Genomic DNA, 20774 nt, shown 5'->3' with positions numbered 1-20774 from the left:
TTAATGGCTTTTGGGATTTGGAAGATCGCCTAAAATCACATCACCTGATAATCGCTGATATAGCAATGCACCAGTCCAAATCGTAGGAGCAAACCCAGGGTAGCCAGATGAAGCATTACAGAAATAGAAATGATTGAGTGAAGTTTCGTGATTTAAGCGACCTAACCCCATATTCCGAGGGGTCAAACTAGAACCATAGGAATTACCATTGGGACACCAGCAAAATCTCTCATTGGTTGTCGGGCTACCCGTAATGTGAAAAACCATATGCTTTCTAAAGTTCGGTACATATTTGTCTTCGACCACATCAAGAATGGAATCGAAAATCTCCTGCTTTTTGAGTTTATAAGCTTGGCGATCGCACTCCAGTAATTGCTTGAAGTAGTCATAATTCGCCACCGTGAGAAATTCGACAATCTGACTGTCTTCGGGGCAGTCTTCACCTGATTCGGTAAGTAAAGTGGGAGTAGTGATCGCAAAACTAGGATTAGAAAAATCATGGCGATCGTACATTTGAGCAAAGGCTTCATTGAGATTTTGATGTCCCGTATGGAAGAGATTCCATTTGCCAAAGCCATAGTCGCGCAGGTCAATATCTTTAACCACACAATAAGCCATGTAGTTAGATACCGAATATTCATAGTCGAGTTTTCGACGCACTGTTTTAGAGAATTGTGCTTCGCCAATCATCTTGGCGGCTTTTTTAGGGTCAATATTGCAAATCACTGTATCACCAACAAACTCATCGGTTTGATGGCTCAGCAGATTCATCGCCTGAACTCCTGTCACAGTTCTATTTGTTACTCTAAAGTTTGTGACTTCATGATTTAGGAGTACTTGCCCTCCGTTAGATTCAATCACCTTAACCAACGAGTTGATCACATGCTCAAAATGCTGGGTTGGATAATAGGCTCCTGCTTGGTAGCCTCGAAATAACACCACCCATGCATAGAAAGAGAGTTGATTGGGCGGTAGTAAAAAATCTAGCCATTGGAGAGCTAGTAAAGTTTGAGCAGCTTGGGGAAGTTGAAACTTGTCAAATACATCTTGCAGAGTGCTATTGAGATATTGCACCGTAGAAAATACCTCAATTGGATGTTTTAGTAATTCTATGGGATTAAGTGGCGGTGATAATTTTTTTAAGCCTTGCCCTGTCTGTTCTACTGCGTTGACAAATTGGCGGAGGCGATCGCAAGATTCGGGAAATAGCAAAGATAAGCGCTGAATTAGTTCCTCTGGATCTGAAGGAATATCGATGGCATAGTCTGGCATCCTCATATGGTCAAAGCCTTGAGGATCGTAACTTTCAAAGGTAACTTCTTTCTCTAATCCTAATTTTTTTAGTACCCGATTCACCGTTTGTCCTTCGCCACAGTCCCAGACATAATGAAACTGGGCATTAAACTTATATTTTTTTGCCATCGTAAATGTATGCCCAAATCCACCAGCATGTTCATGGGCTTCAAGGATTTGGACAGTTTTGCCTGAGTGTGCCATCAAAGCACCAAAGGTCAAGGCTGACAGACCACTACCAACTATCAAGTAATCGGTTTTCATAATGCATCACCAATCATAAAACCTTTCAACAATCTTTTCATTTGTAAATCCCTACCTAACTATCTCTTGTTCATTTCAAAACAATTGAGAAGTGGGTTCTCTAGATACTTTGATAGGTCAATGATTGGTTTCTTGAATGATTTGATTGATTACGACTTAAAACGTAATTGAATCATAGATAGGATTTACGCACTAACCACAATTGGTAGGGGCAATTCATGAATTGCCCCTACCAATGAATAAGGTTTTCAAGTCGTTTTACGTAAGTCCTGATAGAGTGTGGCGGCGCTAAGCGCCGCCACACTCTATCAGGACTTACGTTGTCTCCACAATGACACCATCCTGCATATTAATGATTCGCTTGGTCTGTTCTGCAACTGAGGCATCATGGGTAACGATCGCGATCGTGGTTCCCTGTTGATTTAGTTCCGTTAGCAATTTCATAATTTCGCGGGAAGTCTTAGAATCTAATGCTCCTGTTGGTTCATCAGCCAAGACCAAGGCAGGATGATTTACTAATGCCCTTGCGATCGCCACTCGTTGTTGTTGTCCTCCCGACAGTTGGCTAGGACGATTAGTTAAGCGATCGCCTAATCCCATTTTCTCTAAAGCTTCTGTTGCCGATTCTATTCTTTCTGTTCTTGATACATCGGCATAAATCATTGGCAACATTACATTCTCTAAGGCGGTCAACCTTGGTAAGAGGTTGAATTGTTGAAACACGAAGCCAATATACTGATTGCGAATATCGGCAAGCTCATCATCATCTAGGGTAGTCAGGTCTCTATCGTCTAGAATATACGATCCGCTAGTGGGGCGATCTAAACAGCCAATGATATTCATCAGGGTCGATTTTCCTGAACCTGAAGCGCCCATAATAGCAACATATTCGCCATTTTCTACAGAAAAATTAATTCCCTTAAGCACTGGTACATCTAGTTCTCCCAAGTGAAAGGTCTTGGTAATGTCTTCGATCGCGATCATAGTTGCCATAGTGATTTACTTCTATCGTAATTACTCATTGTGAAGGGCAGCGATCGGGTCTAATTTCGCTGCATTCCTTGCGGGGATTCCACCTGCCAAAATACCAACGATTAGCGAGAGTGTGAACCCCGTACCAACTGACCACAACGGTACAATAAACGGAAAGTTGAATATGGCTGCCGCGACCAAAGCCAATCCCACGCCAAACCCTACGCCAATTACACCGCCGATTGTGGAGATGAGAATTGATTCAGTCAAAAACTGCCTCAAAATGTCTCTACCAGTTGCGCCTACAGCTTTACGAATCCCGATTTCTCGCGTTCGTTCCATCACCGAGACCAGCATGATATTAGCTATACCAATGCCTCCCACTACCAGAGAAATACCTGCGATCGCTCCCACCATCAAAGTTAAATAACCCATCACACTGCCGAAGGTGCTAATAATATCCACCAAATTTGTAATCACAAAATCATCAAGGATCGGTGGACGAATGCGATGTCGCAGCCGTAAAATATTTGTTACCTGAAACTGAGCCGAATTGAGTTGATCGGGATCGCTGGCTTCTACCCAAAATCCATTGATTGCCACACCCGTTAAAGCATTGTTGCCGACAATTTGGGCTGACATATTGGTCAAAGGAATATAGATTACATCGTCCATGCTTTGCCCACCCATCGTTCCCTTTGATTCGGCTACTCCGACTACGGTGTAACGCTTGCCTCTAATCCGCAAATCTGCGCCAATTACCTTTTCACCAGATTTAAATAATTTATCTCTCACCGTGGAACCAAGGAACGCCACAGGCTTAGCGGCTTCCAAATCTGACTGATTAAAATAGAGTCCCTCTTGAACTTGAATGTTTCTGATCGCTGGAAGGTTCAAATCTGCTCCAACTAGGATGGTAGAAATATTGATATTGCCTCGCACTACCTGAATAGCGCCACGCTGTAAATATGCCGTAACTGATTTAGCTGCTGGGACTTGCTTGGCGATCGCTTTCGCATCTTCCCATGTCAGCGTACTAGCCGAACCATCACCTTGACTAATCCCCCCTGTTCTCGCCGCTCCTGCTTGGACTAGCATTACATTGGTTCCGAGTTCCTGAATTGTGAGTTCAGTTTGTTTCTGTACCCCTTGTCCGATGGAAGTAATGGCAATCACGGAAGAAATACCAATAATCACGCCCAACATGGTTAAACCAGTCCGCAGTTTGTTACCCCAAAGGGTTTCGACGGACATGATCAGAATTTGACTAAAAGAGACTTTACGTTTGTGAAGTGATCGCTTGGAGGATTGAGAATTTGATTGAGATTTTTGCATAGTGAGAAGGCTCCTTAACCGCCATTAGGGGTCGAAACCTTGCGAGTTCCTGATGGAAAGCTGAGTAAAACTCGTTCGGTTCCAGTTAGCCCAGATTTCACTTCGGTTTTATCGTTCACCGTTGTCCCGACTGTAATTGGCACAAAAGCCGAACCACCTTTATCATTAGCAACAAACACTCCCTGAGCGCCATTCTGCTCGACGATCGCTCCCGTAGGAACTACCAACACATTCGTTAGCTCTCCAGCCTTAAACTGCACGTTTACATTCATGCCCGATCGCAACAATCCTTCAGGATCGGGAACTGATGTTTTTACTTGAAAGCTGGTCACATTCTGTGTCACATCGGACTGAGTAGCAATTTGAGTGACTTTTCCTGTAAAGGTTTTACCCGAATAGGCATCTACTTGAATTGTCGCCTCTAAGTCCAGACGGATTTGGGAAATATTCGCTTCAGCGACCTGAGCTACGATTTGATTTGCTGACGCGAGAGACAAAATAGAAGATGAGGTTGCCGAAGTAACCGCACTACCCGAAGTAGTCGGAGTTACGAAGGCTCCAGGATCGGCAAATTTACGCCCAATCGTGCCGCTAAAGGGCGCTCTTAGCACCATATCATCGATATTTGCTTGGATAACTTGCAACGATCCTTGCGCTGCCATTACTTGAGCGCTAGCCTCATCGATGTCTTCCTGTTGCGATCCCGCTTGTGAAAGATCGAGAGCTTCGAGGTCTTGTTTGACCTGTGCTTGAGCGCGATCGCGAGTTGTTAGCGCCGTATCGTAAGCCTGTTTAGAAATAGCTCCTTCCCGATTTAGCGATTGATTGCGCTGTAAATCATTCTCAGCTAAGCGCAGGGCAAATTCAGAATCCTGTAATTTAGCATTCGCTTGAGCCGTCGCTTGTTGACGATTGCCACCGATTACCTTTTGCAGATTAGCTTCCGCCGCCGCCAGATTTCCCCGTGATTGAAGCAATTGACCTTGAAGATTCGTATCATCCATATAAGCAAGAATCTGTCCAGCTTTGACGACATCACCTTCTTTAACCAGTAATTGCTTCAAGATTCCTGAAGTCTTTGGACTCACATTTACAGATTGCTGTGGTTGCACAGTTCCATTTGCTGAAACCAAAATTGTGAGGTTACTACGCTCAACGGGCGCTGTTTGAATTTTATTCTTCGCCTGCTGTTGGGGAACTATCACTAGTTGGTTATACGCAAAATATCCAACTCCCATCATGGGGATCAATATAAATAACCCAAATAGCCAAGGCTTTGTTTTTGACTTTGGCTTAATAGTCTCCTTATGTTTTAAGGTAGCAGTTTGGGGTAATACTTCTAATTTTTGCATGGAGCTATGGGTTACTAATTTAGTATTTTTTGGCTCGATTAAATAAAATATTAATGTTGGATGATTTTTGGAATTAGGAGTAAAGTGATTTACCGAGAAAGCAAATAAAATATAACTTGAAAAATTAGATTTAAAATTTTAACTTCAATCTAAGTTTAAGCAAGTCAAAATTATAGCTAAACTTAAATATGCCATAAGCATGTTTGAAATAATGTATATATAAATGTTTGAGTTGTATAACCAGTATAAAAATGCATCAAAAATTAATAACTCAATTAAGAAAGCATTGTAATGGATTTTCAAAAAATAATTTCTAATATGGAAATACAATACCAAAACACAAAGCGGCTACGCCGCTTTGTGTTTTTAAAACCTTACAGGGTTTGCTTTTAATCCACAGAAGTGTTGTCACACTTCTGTGGATTGGTATAAGAGATAGCTAAGACATAAAGCTTGCATTTATATCAATGTAATGATTTAAATACTTCTTAAACAAGTTATACAATTACCATTTATTTCAAGCACAAATTAGAACTTATATATGTGAAGATAATTCATGTAAAGCTACAAGCTTTAGAAAAAAATATATGAACCTAAATAATTTTTTTGATAAGTTCTCATCTTCTACTAGCTTTATTTCAGGCATAACAACTGTAATGATTGTTGGTGTCACACCTGCCGCAATCAACGCTCAAATCCATGCTCAAAACTACGGGCAGCGAATTGATTATTATTCACTCCATCGATAAGCGTAGGTCTGAATAATCATGGGGTTGAAATGCTGAAATCGCTGCAAAAATTGGAGTAATTAGAATCTCATGACACAAACAGGAAGATTAGATCATAATCTAGATGGAGATCCTAAAAATTCACGTTTCAAGGGATTTTTTAATAACTTTCGTGGGGACTTGACAGGAGGACTAACCGCCGCAGTTGTAGCATTGCCATTGGCTCTAGCCTTTGCAGTGGCAAGTGGTGTCGAGCCCAAAGCTGGGCTTTATACAGCTATTGTGGCGGGCATTGTCGCCGCTATATTTGGCGGATCGCCAGTGCAGATTACTGGCCCAACAGGGGCGATGGCAGTGGTTTTGGTCGGAATCGTTGCTAAATATGGCATTGAGAAAGTTTGGATTGCTGGTGTAATGGCGGGGATGATCCAAATTGCGCTTGGTGTAGCCAAGTTAGGGCGTTTGGTAAAGTATATGCCCTACCCTGTTACCGCAGGATTTACCAATGGGATCGCGGTAATTATTTTTTGCGGACAGTTAAATAACTTCTTCGGTTTACATCTACCAAATCAGGAGCACTTCTTACAGTCTCTCTGGCAAACTCTCACCCATCTAGAAGGCTATAACTGGTTAGCGATCGCTTTAGCATTACTGACTATCGGTTCCAAACTATTATGGAATCGGGTTAATCAATCCGTGCCTGGCTCTTTAGTTGGTTTAGTAGTCGCCACGATCGCAGCAGTAATTGCCAAATCGCTATGGAATCTCGAAGTGCCAACGATTGGGATCATTCCCCAGTCTTTACCAATGCCGCAAACAATTCCCCATTGGAATGATTTTAGTCTAGTTCGCCAGTTGATCGATCCTGCGATCGCCCTAGCTGCACTCGGTAGCATTGAATCTTTGCTAGCTGCTGTTGTTGCTGATGGTATGAGCGTTAGCGATCGGCACAATAGCGATCAAGAACTAATTGGGCAAGGGTTAGCAAATATGATCGTGCCATTCTTTGGCGGGATTCCTGCAACTGGAGCAATCGCACGTACTGCTGTTAACGTTCGTGCTGGTGGCAAAACTCGCTTATCGGGAATCGTTCATGGTATTGCTTTAGCACTCATTGTACTTGTCTTCGCACCTTTAGCCTCACAAATTCCCTTGGCAGCCCTTGCGGGGATTCTGATGATTACCAGTATCAGAATGATGGAATGGGAAGCGATCGGCTTGCTGCTACATACAACTTACGCTGATTTCAGCGTCATGATGCTTACATGGCTGGTTACGGTCTGTTTTGACTTGGTACTGGCTGTGGAAGTGGGACTGATTGCAGCGGGAATTCTATTTATTAAGCGCATGAGTGAGCTGAGTCTCGTAAAAATGCCAGAAGATAGCGTGTTTCCCTCTGGAGTTCCCATAGGTTTTGGTAAGCATATTGCGGTGTATCGGATCGATGGTCCGATGTTCTTCGGTGCGGCGGAGCAATTTGTCACTTTCTTGCGAGATGCCCCTGAGGTCAGGTATCTAATTTTAAGAATGCGCTATGTTCCAAGTATGGATACTACTGGCTTAGTAGCACTAGAAGAGATTTTTCACGATCTAAAACGTCATGATTGTCAATTGATTTTGAGCGCTCTGCGACCAGAAGTCGAGCAGCTTTTAGACCGCAGTGGATTGCTCGCCGAAATTGGACGTGAAAATTGCTTTGAATCAACTGAAACAGCCCTCCATAAACTTGTCCCAAATATAGCAATGTAAGCTTTGCGTAGGAAATAAAACCCAAATTAATAAAGGCGGAGCTTCGCTCCGCCTTTATTAATTTGGGTTTTATTTTGTCCTAGCTATCTCTTAGAAACCATTTAAGAATTGAGCTAGATCCCCCCCAGCCCCCCTTAAAAAGCTACCGTGTACACACAAGTCATAAAATCCAGTCAAGTCAACAATTAATCGCCCCCTAGCCCCCAATTCTGGGGGGACAAGAAAATAAAATTTCTTTCAAAGTCCCCCAGAATTGGGGATTTAGGGGGCTTAGATCCATCGAAACGAAGACAGTTGACTTGTGTGTACACGGTAGCTTAAAAGGGGGGAGAATTAAATTCTTCCCCCTTTTTAAGGGGGATTGAGGGGGATCTCTTAGAGTTTTTGACCGCAGAAAGTAATTCTTAAATAGTTTCTAAGGTATCAGTTCTCAATTTTATAGATTGAGAACCGATCGCACTGGGTATGGAGAAAGAGAACCTAGAATTGATAGCTGAGGTTGAAATATAATGACTGCTCCTGCACGTTAGTACCGCGATCGCTGAGGTTGACAAAGGGAATAGCGAAATCCAAACGCAAATTTAGGCGCTCCACTGGCGTGTATAGAAACCCGACACCACCACCAGCCAAGAAATTTTGAGCAGGCAAGGTATTGGGATTTTTAGAGTTATTCCACACGCCACCAGCATCTAGAAAGGGGATAATTTGCAGGACTGACGCACCTTTCTCGTTACGAGCGATTGTATTGCGATTTTCTAGCGAAAATCGAATACCATTATCGCCAGATCGGGCATTTTGACGAAACCCACGCAGAGACTGACCGCCCCCAATAATAAACTGTTGCGAAGGCAGCAAGGGATCGGCAGATAGTTGGGCATCCAAAGAAGCGATCAGCAAAGAGTCCGTACCTAAGGACTGCAAGCGCTGCACCTGTCCGAGCCAGCTAAAAAACGAGCCGCTAGGAGTAGTGACATAGGTCGAACCGAATAGCCCTGTACCGAGATTGAACTGCGATCGCAAAGCCCAAGTACCCGAAAGATCGCGCAGGGTATAGTCCTGCCCGAAGCGAAGTACGCTGGTTTTGCTAACGCCATTAGCATCGGGTCCAGTACCAAAGGGCGTGGCGAGATCGTTAAAGGAAAATGTTTGCCCGTTTTGATAGTTATAGCCCAAGGTCAGCGCAAATTCTTCGATGCTCGATCGCACTAACGGTTGTCGAAAACTGACATCGTACTGAGCGTTATTACCATTGATGTTAAATGCATCAAAAGGAGTTTGGGTGATGCGGAAATTACTGGGCGAATATTGCAGCGTCAGAGTTCCATTCATGGGATTGAGCGGCAAATTATAGGAAAAGCTATATTGATTTGAGCCTCCCGTGGTAGTTCTGTAATAGGCCGCCGAGAGGGTATCACCATTGCCCGTGACATTGCGATAGAGTAGTCCCGCGCCCAAGCGTTCCGCACCTACCGCAGGGGGAGAGTAGTTATCAAAACTGCCAAATCCACCAAATTGATTGGATTCTTCTAATTTTACGGAGAGAATGCTGCTATCGGTCTGGCTCCCTGCTTTCAGGCTGGCTTCGACATTCTTAAAAATTGGGTCTGCTCGCAGCAATCGCAACTGGTCTTCGATTTTGGTGGTATTGGCGGGAATACCGATACCTAACTCAAGGCGCGATCGCACATAATCGGGATTGGTATTGTTTAAGCCTTGAATTTCGATCTTTTCAATTCTGCCTTCAATTACGCGAATGGTGACAACTCCATCGACAATTTGATTGGAATCAACTTCGGCGCGAGATGTTGTATAGCCGCGATCGGCATAAAGTTGGGATATCGATCGTGCGGCTTTTTGGATTTCTGCGGCGGATACTTGTTTGCCTTCAAGGGTTGCGGATATTTTGGCGATCGCGCTGCTGAAGTCGGCATTGTCTGATAGGCTGCTGCCGATGACATTAACCTTTTTGATAGCGATCGCCTCTGCGACTAATAAGGGTGAGGTGGGCGCTGGCGCGATTTCATTCCCTACTAACTTAGAACTTTTGGGAGCATTAAGGAAATGGATATCTTTCTGTTCTAATGCCGATGCTTCCATGAGGCGCGAGTTGCAAGCAATAGTGGCAAGGATCGAAAAACTCGACAATGTAACAACAAAGGGGATGAAGGCGTTCGGGCTATTCATTTCGATTTTCTATTTGATTTTCTAAATTAAAAAGAAATTACCCCACCCTAACCCTCCCCTTGCAAAGGGGAGGGAACAAGATTTCTAGTCTTCCCCCTTTGCAAGGGGGAATTAAAGGGGGTAAGTCCGACTTGTTTGTACAAGGTAGCCTTTTTAAGGGGGGCTGGGGGATCTAGACAATTCTTAAATGGGTTTTAAGAATGTCTTTATTTGAAGGCGATGGGAATTGGTTGCAATTCATTCGCGGTCGATCGCAAGTTAGCTCGCCATTATTTAGAGATAGTGGTGAGACATTTTTGATCGAGAATTCCACTCGAATTTTGCGAGCAATCAGTATGATGACCATCAACTTCCTTATCTGCGGCATCTTGCCTTGGTGATTTGTAAGTGTTAGTTGGCAAGAAAGCGTTATTTGACACAGAAGCATTAGTAATCGTGATGGAATTAGATGTAACGGGAGCCTTGGTTGAGATCGCGCCGCTAATCGTAAAAGTGCCTAGACTAGTTGGCAAGGATTGCAAACTTGCGATACCTGAGGCATCGGTAGTGGTGGTGTAGGATGTCGTTTCTCCTGAAGAAGAAGTAACGGTAACCGTGATGGGAATGTTCGGAATTGGCGTATTGGAATTGTTTTCCGTAAGCTGAAAGCCATTGTTGCCGTTTACAGGCGAAATAGTATAGCCCTGAACTTCCACAGCTCCGATGTCAACCACTCCTCCCACGATGCGGCTGTAGCCTCTTTGATCTACGCTTGCGGTTACATTATTTCCCGCATTGATGACGGGGCTAGTGGGCTTGGGCAAATGGGTTTGCGTACGACCGCCATAGTTGCCGAGGGGGGAAAGTTGCGGATCGAGGCGGTTGCTGGCATTGCCTAAGAGTGTGCTAGTCGTGAAGCCCGTACTGCCCGTAGTATCACCGATGAGATTGTTGCCATTATCGACAAACGCGCCCCATACATCGGGGCTAAGCGTTCCCGTTCCTGAATTATTTTTGGTATCAAAGTTGGCGGCGATGATCGTATTGGCAAGGCTGACCGTGCCAAAGAAGTTGAAGATACCACCACCTGTATTGTAAGGTATGGCAGTTGATGATGAATCGGCTGAGTTATTGCTAATCGTGCTGCTGTTAACTGTTACCGCACCGTAAGCATTAAAGATAGCACCGCCACCCACAGCAGAATTGCCAGACAGGGTGCTATTGCTTATTGATAATGTGATGCCATAATTAAAAATAGCCCCACCATAAAAAACAGCAGAATTGCCAGACAGGGTACTGTTAGTAATATCCAAGGTGGAACCATTTTGGTAAATAGCCCCACCATAAGCATCCGTAGAATTGCCAGATAGGGTACTATTGCTGATGGATATTGGGGCAATGGCGTAAATAGCCCCACCACCAGATTGACCATAATTACCAGACAGGGTGCTATTGCTAATATTTAGCGCACCACCTTGAGCAACAATCGCACCACCCACAGCAGCAGTATTGCCAGACAGGATGCTGTTGTCAATATTTAGTATGGTGTTAATGCCGAAAATAGCACCGCCAAAAGAGGCATTATTGCCAGACAGATTGCTGTTGCTAATATTTACCGTGCCTCCACTGCTGTAAATAGCCCCACCACCTGATGAAAAATTGCCAGACAGGTTACTGTTGCTAATATTTATCGTACCACTGCTATTGTTGAAAATAGCAGCACCTCCACCATAGTTGCCATTCTGAATAGTCAAATCGTTGAAGGAGATGGTAGGCGAACCAGTGATGTAGAAAATTCCAGTGTTTCCATTTAAACTCCCATCAATAACCGTATTTGTCTTGCCATTTCCATTAATCGCGAGGCTGTTAGCAATGTTAAGCCCGCCGCTGGTCAGGTAAATGATCTGTCCATTGATGTTAGGTGCAAAGGCGATCGTGTCGCCATTCAAGGCAGTCGTAATCGCATCACGTAGCGATCCCGTGCCGCTATCGCTCACATTCGTTACTGTGTTTGTTGCCAACGCATATTGGTATGCATTTGTTGCCTTACTATCAAAGGCGATCGCAGCGGGACTTCCACCTGTCTGATATTCCAAAGTCCAGTTACCGCCTGAGGCAACACTTCCTGTGCGATCGGTCGAGGCGGCAACCTCATGCCCTGTCAATCCTTTAATCGACTGCACAAAAGCGGCTCCATCCTGTCCTTTGGCAAGGTTACAGGCATAGAGCAAAACGATCGCTGATGGCGAGAGCGCTTTGCCCCATGATTGTAGTTCAGCGGCATAGTTGGCGATGTCGCTGCTGCTCACAAAGTCTTTGCCGAGCCAAAAGTTCCCTGCGTTTCCTTCCGATACGATATGCAGGCTATTCGCTCCCGTGATGCTGGCAAGGGTATCCGTCACTTGCTGGATGCCCTGACTGCTGGCGATGACGCTGATTCTGCTTCCGCCTTTGGTTCCATCGATCAGGGTTTGGTAGTCTTTGACAGCGCTATCGATAAATACTACGTTCCATCCCTGTTGGATATTGGGGGCGTTTAGGTTCGCTTGGCTGCTGTCATAGCGATCGGCGAGTAGGTCTACGCCTTTGGCGCTTAGGTTTCCACTAATTACGGCGCTTCCTGCTTGGGTTGGAGTATTGGCACTCCCTGTTAGCAATTGCGATAGGTCTAGTCCTTCAATCGGTCTACTATTCCCTACGGCTTGTTGGTCTGCGATGGGTAGATCCAGACTTAATAAACTTCCTTCGGGGGAGATCTTTACGTATTTTCCATCGGGAGTAGCGGTGATGTTGATTTTGCCGTTAGGAGCCTCTATCGTTCCTGTGTTAATTACGATTCCGCCCGCGAGGGTGATACTGTTCCCATTCCCTACGGTGAGGTTCCCTTGATTGACGATCGCGCCTTTTGTCTCTCCCGTGGGAATTGCGGTAGAGCTACCCGTAAAGGCGAAGGCGTTGGGTGCGCCAACAAGAGTTTTGATCTCTGCGAGGCTGCTATTAATCCCAAACCATCCATTCCCAACCTGAATCCCTGTGGCAGTGCTGGCGGTGAAGGCGGCGGGGACGTTTAGACTCGCGTTTGCTCCGAAGACAATGCCCGATGGGTTAATGATATATAAGTTCGCATTCCCCCCAGTTACTTGGATTAATCCGTTAATTATCGATGGGTTCCCTCCCACGACTCGACTTAGGATATTTTGGACGCTCGGTTGACTGATAAAGTTGGCGATTTGTCCTTGGCTTAAGCCGAATTCTTGGAAGCTTTGAAAGAGGTTTGCTCCTGCTTGCGTTCCCCCTGTTATGTCTATCGTTTTCCCATTGGGCAAGACTAATGTCCCCGTTCCGTCTGCTGCGGGTACGATCCCTTCTGCCTTGGCTGGGGCTTTGCTGGCGATCTGGATTGTGACAACGGCAATCGCTATGATTACCCCCCTCTTTAATGCTTCGATCAAGAATTTCATACGGTTTCCATATTGAGAATCTTTATAGCTAAGTATATAGAGTACTATAAATTCTGATATTGAGTAGCTAGGTAGTTAAGAACCAGAATAAAGAGCTGTAGCGTATGCTACAGCTCTTACAGTTGTAATTGTTCAACCCAGTAAAATCAATAAGATATGACCGTTAAAAAATTTAACCTCATCTTTATATCGTTTATATATTGGTAAAACCTTGCTTCTTATTAATAAGATAAAATGTCATTTAACTATTTTTAAGGATTTTTATTAGCTAAAACTCTTATTTCTCTTATTTGTTGACGTTATACCAATTTACAAAAGTGTAACAACACTTCTGTGAATTGGTATTAAGCATGATCGCCTATTTTAAAAGTGATGATCATCACTTTTAAAATAGGCGATCGCAAACAAAAAAAGATTTGCAAGGCTGACAAGACAGCTTTTTATGGTTTTGTTGCTGGCGATTTCACAAACACGCGATCGCCTACTTTTGCACCACTCAAAATCTGAGTCTGATTGTCTACCGTTGTACCAATCGTCACAGGTTGGAACTTGGGCTGCCCCTTTTCATCCGCAATTAATAGACCAGTTTTGCCTTCTTGCGTGACGATCGCTACCGTCGGCACAACCAGCGCACCATCAATTTGCTTGCCAATAAAGCGCAAATCCGTATTCATCCCCGATTGCAACTTATCTTTGCCAGTCTCTAAAGTTACACGCACTTGAAATGACGTGACATTCTGCTCAATGATCGCTTCAGGCGCAATCAACCGTACTTTTCCTTTGAAAACCTCAGATGAAAAAGCATCAGCAACAATTTCCACTTCTTGACCGATTTTAATTTGCGAAATATCCACTTCAGGAACCTTAGCAATAATCTCTAAACCATTAGCGATTGCCACAATTGAAGTCGATGAGGAAGAATTGCTTGCCGAAGCTGTCGTCGTCGGCGTGACAAATGCTCCTGCATTGGCATATTTTTGGGTGATAATCCCCGCAAACGGAGCGCGAATAATCGTATCTTCGATCTGGACTTCGATGATTCTGATACCAGCGATCGCTTGAGCAAGTTGTGCTTCCGCTTGAGCAACATCTTCAACACGGCTGCCATTGCGTGTTTCTTCTAATAAACGAGTAGCCTCAACCAGATTCGCTTGAGCCGTCTGCAAGTCAGCCTGAGCACTGCGATCATCAGTTACAACTTCATCAAAGCGATCGCTAGAAATTGCGCCCTCAGTTTGTAAGCCCCGAAAGCGAGACGTTTTCATACTGGTTAAAGCTAAACGCGATCGGGCTGCATCTAAACGACCGCGAGCTGACTCAACCCTAGCCTGAGCCGCCGCAATATCTTCAGGACGGCTACCATTGCGTAGTCTTGCTAAATTAGCTTCACTGGCAGCAGCACTAGCTTGAGCTTGATAAAGTTGCGGAATCAAGTTACTGTTGTCCATTCTGGCAATCACCTGTCCCCGATTTACCCGCGCCCCTTGCTCAACTAATAGCTCCATTAGTTTCCCAGCCTGTTTTGGACTAAGGTTAACAGTTTCAATCGGGACAACGGAGCCACTAGATTTAATTTTGATTGCTAAAGACTTAGACTCAACTTGTTCAGTTTTATCATTGACCGTAGTTGAGCTTTGATCTTTACCAGCTAAGGCACGAAAGAGAATAAATCCTCCACCTAGCAGAACAACGATTAAAACTACGACTAACCAAGGCTTTTTCCAAAGACTTTTGGGCTTATTATTTTCTTGTTTTGGGGTAACAGTAGTTTGCATCGAGATTAAGCCTGACCAAAGCTGACAGTATGTGAAATTAAATTTATAAGTAGCTAGCAGTCTGTCAGAGAAGCAGATTTCTGCTGAATAAGTTTACTGTAGGGCGTGTTAGCGCAGCGTAACCCACCCTATCTTTGACAGTGCGTTAATACCAATTCACAAAAGTGTGACAACACTTTTGTGAATTAAAAACCAAACCCTGTAAGGGTTTTAAAACACAAAATGGCTGCGCCACTTTGTGTTTTGGTATAACACACTCTAACCTTTGACTACTTTAGGCAGTACGACAACAAGGATTTTGGGTTTTCCCGACAGGCTGCTAGCTACTTATAAATAAGTTATGGTATTAGCGTTTATTTTGCATCACCCCTCAGCCTGATTGACTGACAAAACTGCTGAAATCCGCATTTAACCGTAGAGGCAGGTTTTGCTAAAAGCTTTGCTGTAAACCAATCACGGATCTACTAAACCTGCCCCTATAGAGATCTGTCAGTCAATCAGCCCCTCAGCATCATTGCCACAAAATTATCGCGACCAAAACCCAAATAATAACGGTAGCGCTTCGCGCTACCGTTATTATTTGGGTTTTGGGTTTTGACAGCAATTCTCATTTTAAAAAATGGGTTTTCCTGCACCGCAGTCACTGGAAAACCCAAAATTGGTTTCATAATTAGGATTGCTAGGTTTTTGACCGATTACTTGCAACCATCAAAAAAACGGTATATTAGCAAAAGCATAGACTCAAAGAGACGCAAAAATTCTTAGATCCACTCGTAAATTTATATTTGAGGGTTAATAACCTTGTGAGTCAGCCTGCCACAATTTGGGATGAAAAACCACATATCGTACTTCACAGATCTGACGATACGATGCAGATTCCTCTTGTGAATGCTTATTCTTGGACATTGGGGCGAGGCTCAGAAAATGATATCCCCCTGTCTGACAAATGTGCATCGCGCAACCATGCAATGTTTCAAATTGTTGGAGAAAGCAGTTATTTTCTGATCGATCTTGGTAGTCGCAATGGTTCGTTTGTGAATGGCAAGCGAGTAACCTTTCCTGTGAACTTAAAAAATGGCGATCGCATTATCCTAGGCGAAACAAAGTTAGAATTTTACTGCCCAGAAATTATTACTTCCCCCGACACTAGCTCTTCACAAGCTGACGAGACCACCGATGCAGTAGCGACGGCAATGCTCCATAAGCGGCAACTAATTACGGTGTTAGTAGTTGATATTCGGGACTTTACGAAACTAACTCAACAAATGGATGAGCAGATTCTTTCAGAGGCGATCGGGACATGGTTCCGTCGCGCTGGAGAGATCATCGATCGTCATGGCAGTTGGGTAGATAAATATATTGGCGATGCGGTCATGACCGTCTGGATTCACGATGCTGGCATCGGTTCAGAGACTGTGGCAACACAAGATATGCTCAAAGTCTATCGCGCTCTGCATGAGCTGTATGAAATGAGCAATGCACTTAATCAACAGTTTGAATTACCATTCCAATTGCGCGTTGGAGCAGGTGTAAACACGGGATATGCGATGGTTGGGCAAATGGGAACTAGTGAGCATCCAGACTACACTGCCCTTGGTGATACGGTTAATGCCGCTTTCCGATTGGAGTCATCAACTAAGCAATTAGGGCTAGATGTAGCGATCGGTTCTATGACTTACGGTCATACACCTTATGCTGCGGTTTTACTACCCCTAAAGCAATATTCTGTGGAGCTTAAAGGTTACGCGACTCCTACGGTTACCTATGCTGGCACTTTTACTCAATTAGGCACATACATTCAGAAGCTAGATGCAGAATGATTAAAAAGAAAGAACTTCTTTGGAGTGTTTTCTTTCCTACAAAAAAGAGATGATGTGTTGCGCAAGACTCAACACATCATCTCTTTTTTTAATCTTTAAAACTATTAGAAGCCAAATCGAGCGTTACTTGGCGAAGCTGTAAATAATCCATAGGATCTACAGCAGTTCTGCCATCGGGTTGGATTTCAAAATGTAGATGTGGCCCAGTACTCCGTCCTGTTGAACCGACTTCTGCGATCGCCTGTCCCTTATTAATAACCTGTCCCTTGGATACATACACCTTGTTGGTATGTGCATAAAGCGTCAATTCGCCATTCTCATGACGCAACTCGACAACATTGCCATAGCCATCATCTGTCCATCCTGAATAAGTGACTACGCCATCTGCTGCCGCAAAAATTGGCGTACCTGTGGGAGCGGCAAAATCCACACCTTTATGCAATTTCCTCTCGCCCGTGATGGGATGCACTCGCCATCCGAATCCAGAACTAATTGCTGCACCAGTTATAGGCAAAGTAAAGTTAGAAACACTATTGAGGTCGATCGCTGAAATATTTTGGGGAAGCTGCATTGTCCAGCGTCCTGGTTGTCTGGACTTGAGACGTAAATCCTGCGGATTAAGCTTAACTTCAGGCGAAAACTCCACGACCATTCTGGTGGTATTCGCATCAACCTGTCCAACTCGTACTGCTTGCACGCCTTTTCCTACACGTCGTCTTACCGTTGGTCCCTGATAGACAATCCCTGGTAAGTCAATCACGATGCGGGTGGGGTTGCTAATGACAGTTCCCTTCGGCTCAATGTCATTCTTGACGGAAAACTCAATCCTGCTATCCGTCAAATCATAGACAAAGGTTTCGAGACGATTTGCGTGAGCCGTGGGTGTAGCGATCGCTAAACTACTAGTCAAGCCACACAGAGCTAGTGATAGCAGACGCAGGTTCAGGGATTTGGATTTATTGGCTAATTTGTGATTGGTCAATAAATTAAATTGGTGGGAGCGAGACATAAGGTTTTGCATGGGAACGTTGCGCTGTAGGACGGTTGAGAGCAAGCTACAAGCCGTACAAAAATGCACAAAAAGTCTTGTGATAAGACTTGTAGAAGGCTAGGGATAATGCTCTGAAGATTTGCGTAACAGGAACGAGGGAGATTCTACATCAATTTTGATGAAATATGACAACTCGCGATTATTATCCAGATAAAAAGTTGTTTTTACGGACAAGTGCTTGTCCGTAAAAACAACTTTTTATTGCAGTCTCCGCTCAAGAGAACCAGTCTTTGATGGCGCGGCTACGCCGCGCCATCAAAAATATTGCCGAACCCTAAATAATGAATTTCTAAGCAGTATATTTGTTGCAATCTCAAAAAATCTCCTCAATCATAAGTTGTTAAATTATGAGCTTTGCCTCGAAACTCAGGACTGCGATCGCGACGAATCAGAGCATTTTGTGTTTGGGACTTGATCCAAATCCTGAAGTGATGCCTGCTAAGTACAAAGCCAAATATGACTCTGAGATGAATACTGGAGCATATCCCGATCGCACTGTGGCGTACCTATGGGAATGGATGAATTTTATTATTCAGTCCACTGCCGATCTGGTCTGTGCTTACAAGCCGACTTTGGGCTTTTATACGGCTTTGGGTGCGGGAGGTTTGGAGCTATTAGCCAAAACCTTAGCCGCAATTCCCCCAGAAATTCCGATCATTCTGGATGCTAAGCACGCGGATCTCAATAGCAGCAGTGTCATGGCAAAGACAGCCTTTGAGCAGTGGGGTGTGGATGCGATTACCTTAAGTCCCTATATTGGACAAGATTTGGCGGCGCGATTTTTGATGTACCCCGACAAGGCGATTTTTGTGAGTTGCTATTCGTCAAATACAACTGCTCAAGCTTTTCAAGAATATCCCAACCGCGAGAAGCCTTTGTATCTAAATGTAGTGCAAAATTGCCAATCTTGGGCGGGCATGGAAAGTTTAGCACTAGAGATTGGTGCGGCAAATCCTGATGCTCTGGCAAAGGTGCGATCGCTAGCTCCTGAGCGCTTAATCTTAGCGAGAAGTATCTGGGCAAATAGCCAAGGTAGTGGTCAGGCTAATAATCAGAGTATAGAAAACTTAGCAGAAATTCTCAATGCGGGGTTAGATGCCAATGGTGGCGGGCTGATTTTGCCTGTGAATCAGGATGCTCTAGCGATCGGGGAACCAGCACAATTAGTGCGATCGCTAAGGGATGAAGTCAATCAGGCGATCGCGGCAACCCCTCACGATCGCCCCACCTGCGATTTGTGGATGCCAAATGTTTGTTTACTCGATCAAGCAGGACATCCCCATGCCAATCTCATCTTGCAATTGTTTGATATTGGTTGCATTACCTTTGAAGAAACTGTGCAAGCATCTGGTCAAATTTTTCCCTATTACATTGATTTACGGCGGATTATCTCCAATCCTCAAGTATTTGATGCAGTAGTTGGTACTTATGCCGAGATCTTACAAAATCTTAAATTTGATCGCATTGCAGGGATTCCCTACGGCTCGTTACCCACGGCTTCAGGCTTAGCATTGCGTTTAAATTTCCCATTAATTTTTCCGCGCAAGGAGGTGAAAGCCTATGGAGCCAGACGTTTGATCGAGGGCAATTATGAAGCAGGAGAAACCATTGTTGTTGTTGATGACATCTTGATTTCTGGCAAGAGTGCGATCGAAGGGGCACAAAAAATTGAAAGCTGTGGATTAAAGGTTCGTGATATCGTCGTATTTATCGATCATGAGTCGGGAGTATGCGATCGCATCCAAGAAAATGGATATTTACCCCACGCGGTGTTAAAAATCTCGGAAATAAATGAGACACTATACCAATCAGGGCGTATAACTGAGGAACAATTTGTTGTTTTGTCGCATTCTTAAATACCGTGAGTGCGAGTTTGTCGTAGACAAACCCACACTCACAATCCCATCCTTACAGGTTATTGATTAGAGTTACGCATGTTCAAAAGAATTAGTTTGCTACTTGTCTCTGCGGCTGTTGCCACGCTTGCACCGCTCGCCAATCCCACACTTGCAGCCCAATCATCTAAGCCCGCTCCAGCCGAGTTGGAAAATATCGTATTTGCTTTGGACAAAGCTGCCAGCAAGCAAGATATCGAAACGGTGATGAAATATTATGCTCCGACTTTCAATCATTCCGATGGGCTAAACCGCGATCGCTACAAACAGTTATTGAGCCAACTCTGGCAACGATATAAAAATATTTCCTATCGTACTGAAATCTCAAAATGGGAAAAAAAGGGTGACTTAATTACTGCGGAAACAGTAACGATGATCCAAGGAATGCGGGGAGCTGAGAATGATAACTTTAAATTGGATGCCAGACTGATTTCCACTCAGACCTACAAAAGCACCAATGGTCAATTACAAGTTGTTTCTCAACAAGTGTTAGCCGAAAATTCTTCGCTGAGTACTGGAGATGCACCTCCTCCTGTTAAGCTCAAAATCCCTGAACTGATCGGTGTGGGTCGTCAGTATGTCCTTGATGCGATCGTTACGGAACCACTTGGCACAAGTTTATTACTAGGTGCTGCGATCGAAGAACCTGTAGAAGCTAAAAATTATTTGAATGAAAATATGATCGATCTGCGTCCCTTGCGTGCAGGAGGGTTGTTCAAAATTGGTCAAGCTCCTTTTTCTTCAGGCGATCGCTGGATATCCGTAGTGTTGGTTCGCGAGTCGGGCATTACGATCACTAGCCAACGCTTGCGAGTCAGCAAAGACTTTACGGGCAATCAATATACGCCCCTCCCTGAGCCAGATACGACTCCGAGTCGCGTCCGCCCACGCCCTAACAGCGATCAAACTCTCTAAT

At 44.3% G+C, this 20774-nt stretch carries 13 protein-coding genes; 5 read left to right on the top strand and 8 right to left on the bottom strand.

The window, feature by feature from the left end; translation table 11 throughout:
• The 4 genes from CQ839_RS02830 to CQ839_RS02815 all read right to left on the bottom strand — a co-directional run bounded on the left by CQ839_RS02830 (position 1) and on the right by CQ839_RS02815 (position 5216).
• The gene (locus CQ839_RS02830) at positions 1–1557 is read right to left on the bottom strand and encodes an NAD(P)/FAD-dependent oxidoreductase (protein ID WP_103666772.1); all 1557 of its coding nucleotides are present in this window, start codon (positions 1555–1557) and stop codon (positions 1–3) included.
• A gap of 315 nt (positions 1558–1872) precedes the next feature.
• Positions 1873–2550, bottom strand: coding sequence for an ABC transporter ATP-binding protein (locus tag CQ839_RS02825; protein WP_103666771.1), 678 nt, complete (start codon positions 2548–2550; stop codon positions 1873–1875).
• Positions 2551–2571: 21 nt separating this feature from the next.
• Complete coding sequence (locus CQ839_RS02820; protein ID WP_103666770.1) at positions 2572–3864, bottom strand: ABC transporter permease; 1293 nt, start codon at positions 3862–3864, stop codon at positions 2572–2574.
• 14 nt (positions 3865–3878) lie between these two features.
• Entirely contained in the window at positions 3879–5216 is a 1338-nt protein-coding gene (locus tag CQ839_RS02815) for an efflux RND transporter periplasmic adaptor subunit (RefSeq protein ID WP_103666769.1), read from the bottom strand.
• Between the two features lie 587 nt (positions 5217–5803).
• Between CQ839_RS02815 and CQ839_RS24985 the strand changes: the two genes are divergently transcribed.
• Positions 5804–5965 carry a hypothetical protein gene (locus CQ839_RS24985; RefSeq protein WP_181016070.1) on the top strand — a complete coding sequence of 54 codons (162 nt, stop codon included), beginning with the start codon at positions 5804–5806 and terminating at the stop codon, positions 5963–5965.
• Between the two features lie 69 nt (positions 5966–6034).
• Positions 6035–7693: a SulP family inorganic anion transporter gene (locus tag CQ839_RS02810; RefSeq protein ID WP_103666768.1), complete on the top strand. Its 1659-nt coding sequence runs from the start codon at positions 6035–6037 to the stop codon at positions 7691–7693.
• Between the two features lie 480 nt (positions 7694–8173).
• On the opposite strand, the gene CQ839_RS02805 is transcribed toward CQ839_RS02810, so the two are convergent.
• The 3 genes from CQ839_RS02805 to CQ839_RS02795 form a co-directional block, all read right to left on the bottom strand.
• Complete coding sequence (locus CQ839_RS02805) at positions 8174–9877, bottom strand: ShlB/FhaC/HecB family hemolysin secretion/activation protein (protein WP_103666767.1); 1704 nt, start codon at positions 9875–9877, stop codon at positions 8174–8176.
• Positions 9878–10146: 269 nt separating this feature from the next.
• Entirely contained in the window at positions 10147–13317 is a 3171-nt protein-coding gene (locus tag CQ839_RS02800) for a DUF4347 domain-containing protein (RefSeq protein WP_103666766.1), read from the bottom strand.
• A gap of 440 nt (positions 13318–13757) precedes the next feature.
• Positions 13758–15092: an efflux RND transporter periplasmic adaptor subunit gene (locus CQ839_RS02795; RefSeq protein WP_103666765.1), complete on the bottom strand. Its 1335-nt coding sequence runs from the start codon at positions 15090–15092 to the stop codon at positions 13758–13760.
• Between the two features lie 803 nt (positions 15093–15895).
• On the opposite strand from CQ839_RS02795, the gene CQ839_RS02790 reads away from it, so the two are divergent.
• Positions 15896–16912, top strand: a complete 1017-nt coding sequence (locus tag CQ839_RS02790; protein ID WP_103666764.1) for an adenylate/guanylate cyclase domain-containing protein — start codon at positions 15896–15898, stop codon at positions 16910–16912.
• 88 nt (positions 16913–17000) lie between these two features.
• Here CQ839_RS02790 and CQ839_RS02785 read toward each other — a convergent pair whose 3' ends face one another.
• Complete coding sequence (locus tag CQ839_RS02785; protein WP_103666763.1) at positions 17001–17921, bottom strand: peptidoglycan DD-metalloendopeptidase family protein; 921 nt, start codon at positions 17919–17921, stop codon at positions 17001–17003.
• Positions 17922–18310: 389 nt separating this feature from the next.
• Between CQ839_RS02785 and CQ839_RS02780 the strand changes: the two genes are divergently transcribed.
• On the top strand, positions 18311–19819 hold the full coding sequence (locus CQ839_RS02780; RefSeq protein ID WP_103666762.1) for a bifunctional orotidine-5'-phosphate decarboxylase/orotate phosphoribosyltransferase: 1509 nt from the start codon (positions 18311–18313) through the stop codon (positions 19817–19819).
• A 78-nt stretch (positions 19820–19897) separates the two neighbouring features.
• Positions 19898–20773: a hypothetical protein gene (locus tag CQ839_RS02775; RefSeq protein WP_103666761.1), complete on the top strand. Its 876-nt coding sequence runs from the start codon at positions 19898–19900 to the stop codon at positions 20771–20773.
• The last annotated feature ends 1 nt before the right edge of the window (position 20774 follow it).

The sequence above is a fragment of the Pseudanabaena sp. BC1403 genome, from assembly GCF_002914585.1.
Lineage (GTDB): Bacteria > Cyanobacteriota > Cyanobacteriia > Pseudanabaenales > Pseudanabaenaceae > Pseudanabaena.
Note: the sequence above shows the minus strand (reverse complement) of the source record. Positions and strands in the feature narration are given on the sequence as shown.